The organism is Micromonospora sp. NPDC002411 (assembly GCF_053592955.1).
This window is the reverse complement of record NZ_JBSFBM010000441.1, coordinates 1-4,731: the sequence shown is the minus strand read 5'-3', so window position 1 is coordinate 4,731 and position 4,731 is coordinate 1. Positions and strand designations below refer to the sequence as shown.

Here is a 4,731-nt window from a genome sequence, read left to right as displayed (position 1 = left end):
GCGAGTCCTGATCACCGGTGGAACGGGTTCGTTCGGCCGGACGATGGTCCGCCGACTTCTCGATCGGGACGTCGCTGAGGTCCGGGTGTTCAGCCTCCCGGACCGGATTGCGGGAGACGCCGAAGTCCTCGGCCAGCCGGTCCTCGGTGAGCCGTTCACCGGGTAGGTAGTTGCCGTCGATGATCGCGGTGCGCAGTGCGGCGAGGACCTGATCTCGTAGCGGCAGGTGTTGGGTGCCGAGCTTGTCCCGCAGATCGTCAGCCACCTGGTCGCCTCTCCGTGAACATGTCCGGACAAAGTGTATACGAAGAACAATCTCTGGAGGGTGGCCGACAGTGTCGAGCACAGTCCCCCGCGTGATCCAGCCCGACCTCGCAGCTCAGCAGGACCCGCGTCTCCTGCGCCGCCGGCACGCGCTCGTCGTCGTGCTCACCTTCCTGACCGGCAGCGCCGACGCCCTCGGGTTCCTCTCCCTCGGCGGTGCCTTCGCCAGCGTCATGACCGGCAACATGGTCCTGCTCGGACTCTCCGCGGGCCGGGGCGACGCCGAGCTGGCTCTGACGTCGGGCTGCGCCATCGTCAGCTTCATCGTCGGTGTCCTCGCGGGTGCCCGCGTCGTCGGCTCGGCGCAACCGGACGACCCGGTCTGGCCCCGTCGGGTCACCTGGGCGCTGGTCCTGGAACTGGTGGTGTTCCTCGTGTTCCTCGTCGTCTGGGAGGTCACCCTCCACATCCCCGACGCGGGTGTCCACCTCGCGCTGCTCATGCTGTCCGCCGTCGCGCTGGGCATCCAGAGCAGCGCGATCCAACGCTTCGGCGTCCCCGGCCTGTCCTCCACGTACCTGACCGGCACGCTCACCAGCCTGATCGCCGGCGTCGCCGCGCGCAGCCCGTGGGGCAGCCTGCGCCCCAAGGCCCAGGTCCTGCTGGCCCTCATGGTCGGCGCCGGGGTCGGCGCGCTCGTCGCCCTGCACCTGCCGGTCGTCGCCCCGGCGTTGCTGATCGTGCCACTGCTGCTCGTCATCGCCGTGTCCGCGCGGATGAGGGCCTGAGCGTCAGACGCCGCGCGCGAACAGGGCCAGGCGTACCCGGTTCGGGCTGTCGGTCTTGGTCATCAGACTGGTGATGTGGGTCTTGACCGTGGTGACGCCGATGTGGAGGCGGTCGCCGATCTCGGTGTTGGACAGGCCCTCGGCGACCAGGTTCAGCACGTCCTGTTCGCGGGCGGTCAACCCCTGCACCGGTCGTGGCGTCTCGGGGCGGGCGTGCACGGCGCGTTGCACGAGGCGTCGGAGCACCTCCGCGCTGAACGGGCTGTCACCGGCGGCGGCCCGGCGGATGCCGTCCAGCAGCTCGGTCGGGGGCGCGTCCTTGAGCAGGAACCCGCAGGCGCCGGCGGTCAGGGCGGGATAGAGGTGGTCGTCGTCGCCGAACGTGGTCAACACCAGGATGCGGGTGGTGGGGCGTTCGGCGAGGATCCGGCTGGTCGCGGTGATCCCGTCGACGCCGGGCATGCGCAGGTCCATGACCACCACGTCGGGAAGCAGCCGCGCGGCAAGCGTGATCGCCTCGCGGCCGTTGTCGGCCTCCCCGACGACCTCGACGTCGGGTTGAGCCTCGCAGAGCATGCGCAGACCGGCGCGGATGAGGTGCTGGTCGTCGACCAGCAGCACCCGGATCACGCCGGCTCCGGGGTGCGGGACCCCGCCGGGGCCGCACGCTCAGCGGGCATCGACCCGCCCGGGCTCCGGTCCGACGCGGCGACCACGGCCGGGAGGGCGGTGCGCACCCGCCAGCCGGTGTCGGTCGGGCCCGCCTCCAACCGGCCACCGAGGACCTCGACGCGCTCGCGCATGCCGGTGATGCCGTGACCGCCGCCGGCCGGTAGACCCGCCGGGACCTCACCGCGACCGGTGTCGGTGACCTCCCAGTGCACCGCGTCGTCGTGGACGGCGACGACGAGCCGCGCCACCGCTGAGGTTCCGGCGTGTTTGGCCACGTTGGTCAGTGCCTCCTGGGTCAGCCGCAGCACGGCCATGCCGCGTACCGCGTCGAGCGAACCGATCGCCGGATCCAGGTCGGCCTCCACTGTGACACCGGCCTGACGTGCCCGGTCGACAGCAGCGCCGATCGCCGCCGGCAGCGCGGAGGGCTCGATCGCGGTCAGCGCCGCGTCACCGCGTACCCCATCGGGGTTGCGCAGCACCGCGACCAGCCGGCGCAGCTCCGCCAGGGCCGCCGTGCCGGTGCCGTGCACGTCGTCGAACACCTCGCCCGCCCGGGGGTCCAGGTCGGTGAGCACGTGCCGGGCCACGCCGACGCGCAGCACCATCGACGCCACGTGGTGCGCGACGACGTCGTGCAGCTCGCGGGCGATGGCGGCGCGTTCGTCGGCGCGCGCCGCGCGGCTCTCCGACTCGCGCTGTCGTTGCTCGGCGGCGGCCTGCTCCACGGCCTGCCGGCCGAGTTCCCGGTTGGTGCGGATGACCAGGCCGAGCAGGACCGGAACGCCGACCTCCACGGCGAGCCCGACGACCCCGGAGGCGAACCGACGCGGCGGGTCGCCGATCGAGTCGGTCAGGTCGACCACCACCAGCAGCGCGGTGGCCAGCCAGATGGCCCGGGGGCCACGCGCCCGCATGGTCATCTCGAGCAACGCCCAACTGGCGCCGACCTGGTTGATGGTGAAGTCGTCGATCAGGCTGATGGCGACCGCCAGCAGGGCGGCCTGCGCCACCATGTTCACCACCGGTCGGCGGTGCGCCGCCAGCGCCACCGCGAACGCCGGCACCGCGAGGACCCACTGTGTCGTCGTGGGCGTGCTGGTGGAGTGCGGGACGACGAGCAGGTAGCACAACCCGGTGAGGTCGAGCAGCACCATCCGCACGAGTGTGTCCCGCAGGTCGAACAGTCGCCCCAGCCCGCTCACGACGGTCAGCCTAGGCGTTGCGGGCCGGTGGCGGCGGTCGCCGACCGCCGCCACCGGGTCCGGACCGCGAGGTACGCGGCGAGGCCGAGCGGCCCGAGCAGGATGGTCAGCAGCAGCACCGGAGCCATCACCAGCGCCGGCACCCCCCGTTCCCTGCTGTCCAACCACGCCCACCGCCCGACGAACAGATCGAACGCGATCATGTGTGCCCAGCCCGCCGCCGCACCGTCGGAGGTGCCGAGCAGGTCCCGCACCCCGGCCAGCGTCGGCGAGGCCACGGCCGGCAGCACCTCACCGAACGCCGGCAGCACCAGCAGCGCGTAGATCACCACGACCGGCAGCACGATCAGCGGGGAGGCGATGATCCGGGCGGTCCACGACCACCGCGGCAGCAGGATCATCAGCGCCCAGAACGGCGCTGCCACCGCGAAGGTCAGAGAGAACAGCGTCGCGGTCATGCCGCCAGCGCCAGTTCCGGTCGGCGGCGGCGCGCCAGCACGAGCCCGGCGGCGGTCGCGGTCGTGACCACCAGGGCCGCGACCGCCGCGAGGGTGACGCCATCCGGGCGCAGCAGCGGCTGTCCGCGCAGCGCCTGCCAGGTCAACAACACAGTGAGTACGCCGTACGCCGCGCCCGCCACGACCACCAGCCGGGCGCGGGTGCGCTCGTCCAGCCGTGTCGCGAACCGGCTCAGCAGGATCGCCAGGATCGGCAACGCCTGGAGGGCGTGCAGCCCCACGAAGTGCCCGATCCGCAGGTCACCGCCGGTGGTGCTCCAGCCGACCACCGGCAGGCCCGCCCCGCCGTCGGCCACACCGACGCTGTGCGCCCCGGAAATCCCCTCGATGCCCGGGTCCTGAGCCGGCAGCGCCATCGGCACCGCCGCGAGCATCCCCAAAAGGGACAGGCCGAGCCCCCAACCGACCGCGCTGTGCGCCACCCGGTCGGGGATCCGCTTGATCAGCACCACGATCCCGATGACGAGGTGCGCGAAGAACAGCACCATGATCGCCGCTCCCATCGCCGCGAACAGCGCGGTGTTTAGGGGGGTGGTGTCGTTGAAGTGGCTGGTCTGCCCGCGTACCGCCTGACCGACGATCCACGCGTTCTCCACGACTGCCACCGCGACGATGACGACGACCGCCCGCTCGACGGCGCGGCTGCGTCGCGGCAGCAGGGAGAGCATCCAGGCGAGCGTCGCGCCGTACAGCACGAAGGACACCGCGAACTTGAACGGCTTGAGCCAGATCGGCGCCCCGGTGAGGACGCGCGGGTCGACGAGGATGCCGACCACGGCGACGACGGCGAGCACCGCCATCACGGATACCAGGAACATCAGCGGGCGGTTCCAGCGCCTCGCCCGGCGCACATCGGTAGTCATGTCTGTAGATGCTCGTGGCCGCTCCCGCCGATCGCGTCCGACCGCGAGCCCCGGTTGCGGCCGGTGGTCGGAACGCGCCTCCTCCCTGGGTAGGAGACGAAACCCGTCGGAGCCGCTCGTTGGTGCTGGCAGAATGGCCGGCCTGCCGACCGGACGGGGATCGACGATGACGACCGACGAGGACCGTGTCCAACCGAACGAGACCACCGTGCCGCTGCTGCACTGCCCAGCCCCGGAGGAGACCCTGGCGTTCTGGCGGGCGCTGGGGTTCGAGGTGGCCTACGAGCAGCTCAAGCCCTACGTGTACCTGGCCTTCACGTGGAGTGGGTTCCAATTGCACTACGGCCCCGCGCCGAAGGACCTCGACCCGGCGAAGGAGCAGTCCGGCGGGTGCCTGGTGATGGTGGACGCGGTGGGGCCG

Annotated in this window: 6 protein-coding genes and 2 pseudogenes; 3 read left to right on the top strand and 5 right to left on the bottom strand. The window is 71.9% G+C overall.

Going from position 1 to position 4,731, the window contains the following annotated elements; genetic code table 11:
• The first annotated feature begins 43 nt into the window (after positions 1–43).
• A complete protein-coding gene (locus ACWCO3_RS31745; RefSeq protein WP_450013570.1) occupies positions 44–166 on the top strand; it encodes a hypothetical protein in 123 nt (40 codons plus the stop codon).
• Here ACWCO3_RS31745 and ACWCO3_RS31740 read toward each other — a convergent pair.
• Positions 152–265 (bottom strand): annotated as a pseudogene (locus ACWCO3_RS31740) (hypothetical protein); the annotation flags it as partial. The gene ACWCO3_RS31745 and the pseudogene ACWCO3_RS31740 sit on opposite strands and share 15 nt — an antisense overlap.
• 91 nt (positions 266–356) lie before the next feature.
• Here ACWCO3_RS31740 and ACWCO3_RS31735 point away from each other — a divergent pair.
• Positions 357–1,052 (top strand): YoaK family protein, encoded by a 696-nt coding sequence (locus ACWCO3_RS31735; protein ID WP_358053671.1) that lies wholly within the window; start codon positions 357–359, stop codon positions 1,050–1,052.
• Positions 1,053–1,055: 3 nt separating this feature from the next.
• On the opposite strand, the gene ACWCO3_RS31730 is transcribed toward ACWCO3_RS31735, so the two are convergent.
• Genes ACWCO3_RS31730 through ACWCO3_RS31715 form a run of 4 tightly spaced genes read right to left on the bottom strand, consistent with a single transcriptional unit; the run spans position 1,056 to position 4,310 of the window.
• Positions 1,056–1,682, bottom strand: coding sequence for a response regulator transcription factor (locus ACWCO3_RS31730; RefSeq protein ID WP_358053673.1), 627 nt, complete (start codon positions 1,680–1,682; stop codon positions 1,056–1,058).
• The gene (locus ACWCO3_RS31725; RefSeq protein ID WP_358053675.1) at positions 1,679–2,929 is read right to left on the bottom strand and encodes a sensor histidine kinase; all 1,251 of its coding nucleotides are present in this window, start codon (positions 2,927–2,929) and stop codon (positions 1,679–1,681) included. Before ACWCO3_RS31725 ends, ACWCO3_RS31730 begins: the two co-directional genes overlap by 4 nt.
• A 5-nt stretch (positions 2,930–2,934) precedes the next feature.
• On the bottom strand, positions 2,935–3,387 hold the full coding sequence (locus ACWCO3_RS31720; RefSeq protein ID WP_145780710.1) for an ABA4-like family protein: 453 nt from the start codon (positions 3,385–3,387) through the stop codon (positions 2,935–2,937).
• Positions 3,384–4,310, bottom strand: coding sequence for a hypothetical protein (locus tag ACWCO3_RS31715; RefSeq protein ID WP_357937060.1), 927 nt, complete (start codon positions 4,308–4,310; stop codon positions 3,384–3,386). Before ACWCO3_RS31715 ends, ACWCO3_RS31720 begins: the two co-directional genes overlap by 4 nt.
• Positions 4,311–4,476: 166 nt before the next feature.
• On the opposite strand from ACWCO3_RS31715, the pseudogene ACWCO3_RS31710 reads away from it, so the two are divergent.
• Positions 4,477–4,731 (top strand): annotated as a pseudogene (locus ACWCO3_RS31710) (glyoxalase); the annotation flags it as partial.

What these genes read in the sequence shown, in the direction of transcription:
- ACWCO3_RS31745 (WP_450013570.1), top strand. Translation starts at nt 44, where the DNA reads ATGGTCCGCCGACTTCTCGATCGGGACGTCGCTGAGGTCCGGGTGTTC.
- ACWCO3_RS31720 (WP_145780710.1), bottom strand. Translation starts at nt 3,387, where the DNA reads ATGACCGCGACGCTGTTCTCTCTGACCTTCGCGGTGGCAGCGCCGTTC.
- ACWCO3_RS31715 (WP_357937060.1), bottom strand. Translation starts at nt 4,310, where the DNA reads ATGACTACCGATGTGCGCCGGGCGAGGCGCTGGAACCGCCCGCTGATG.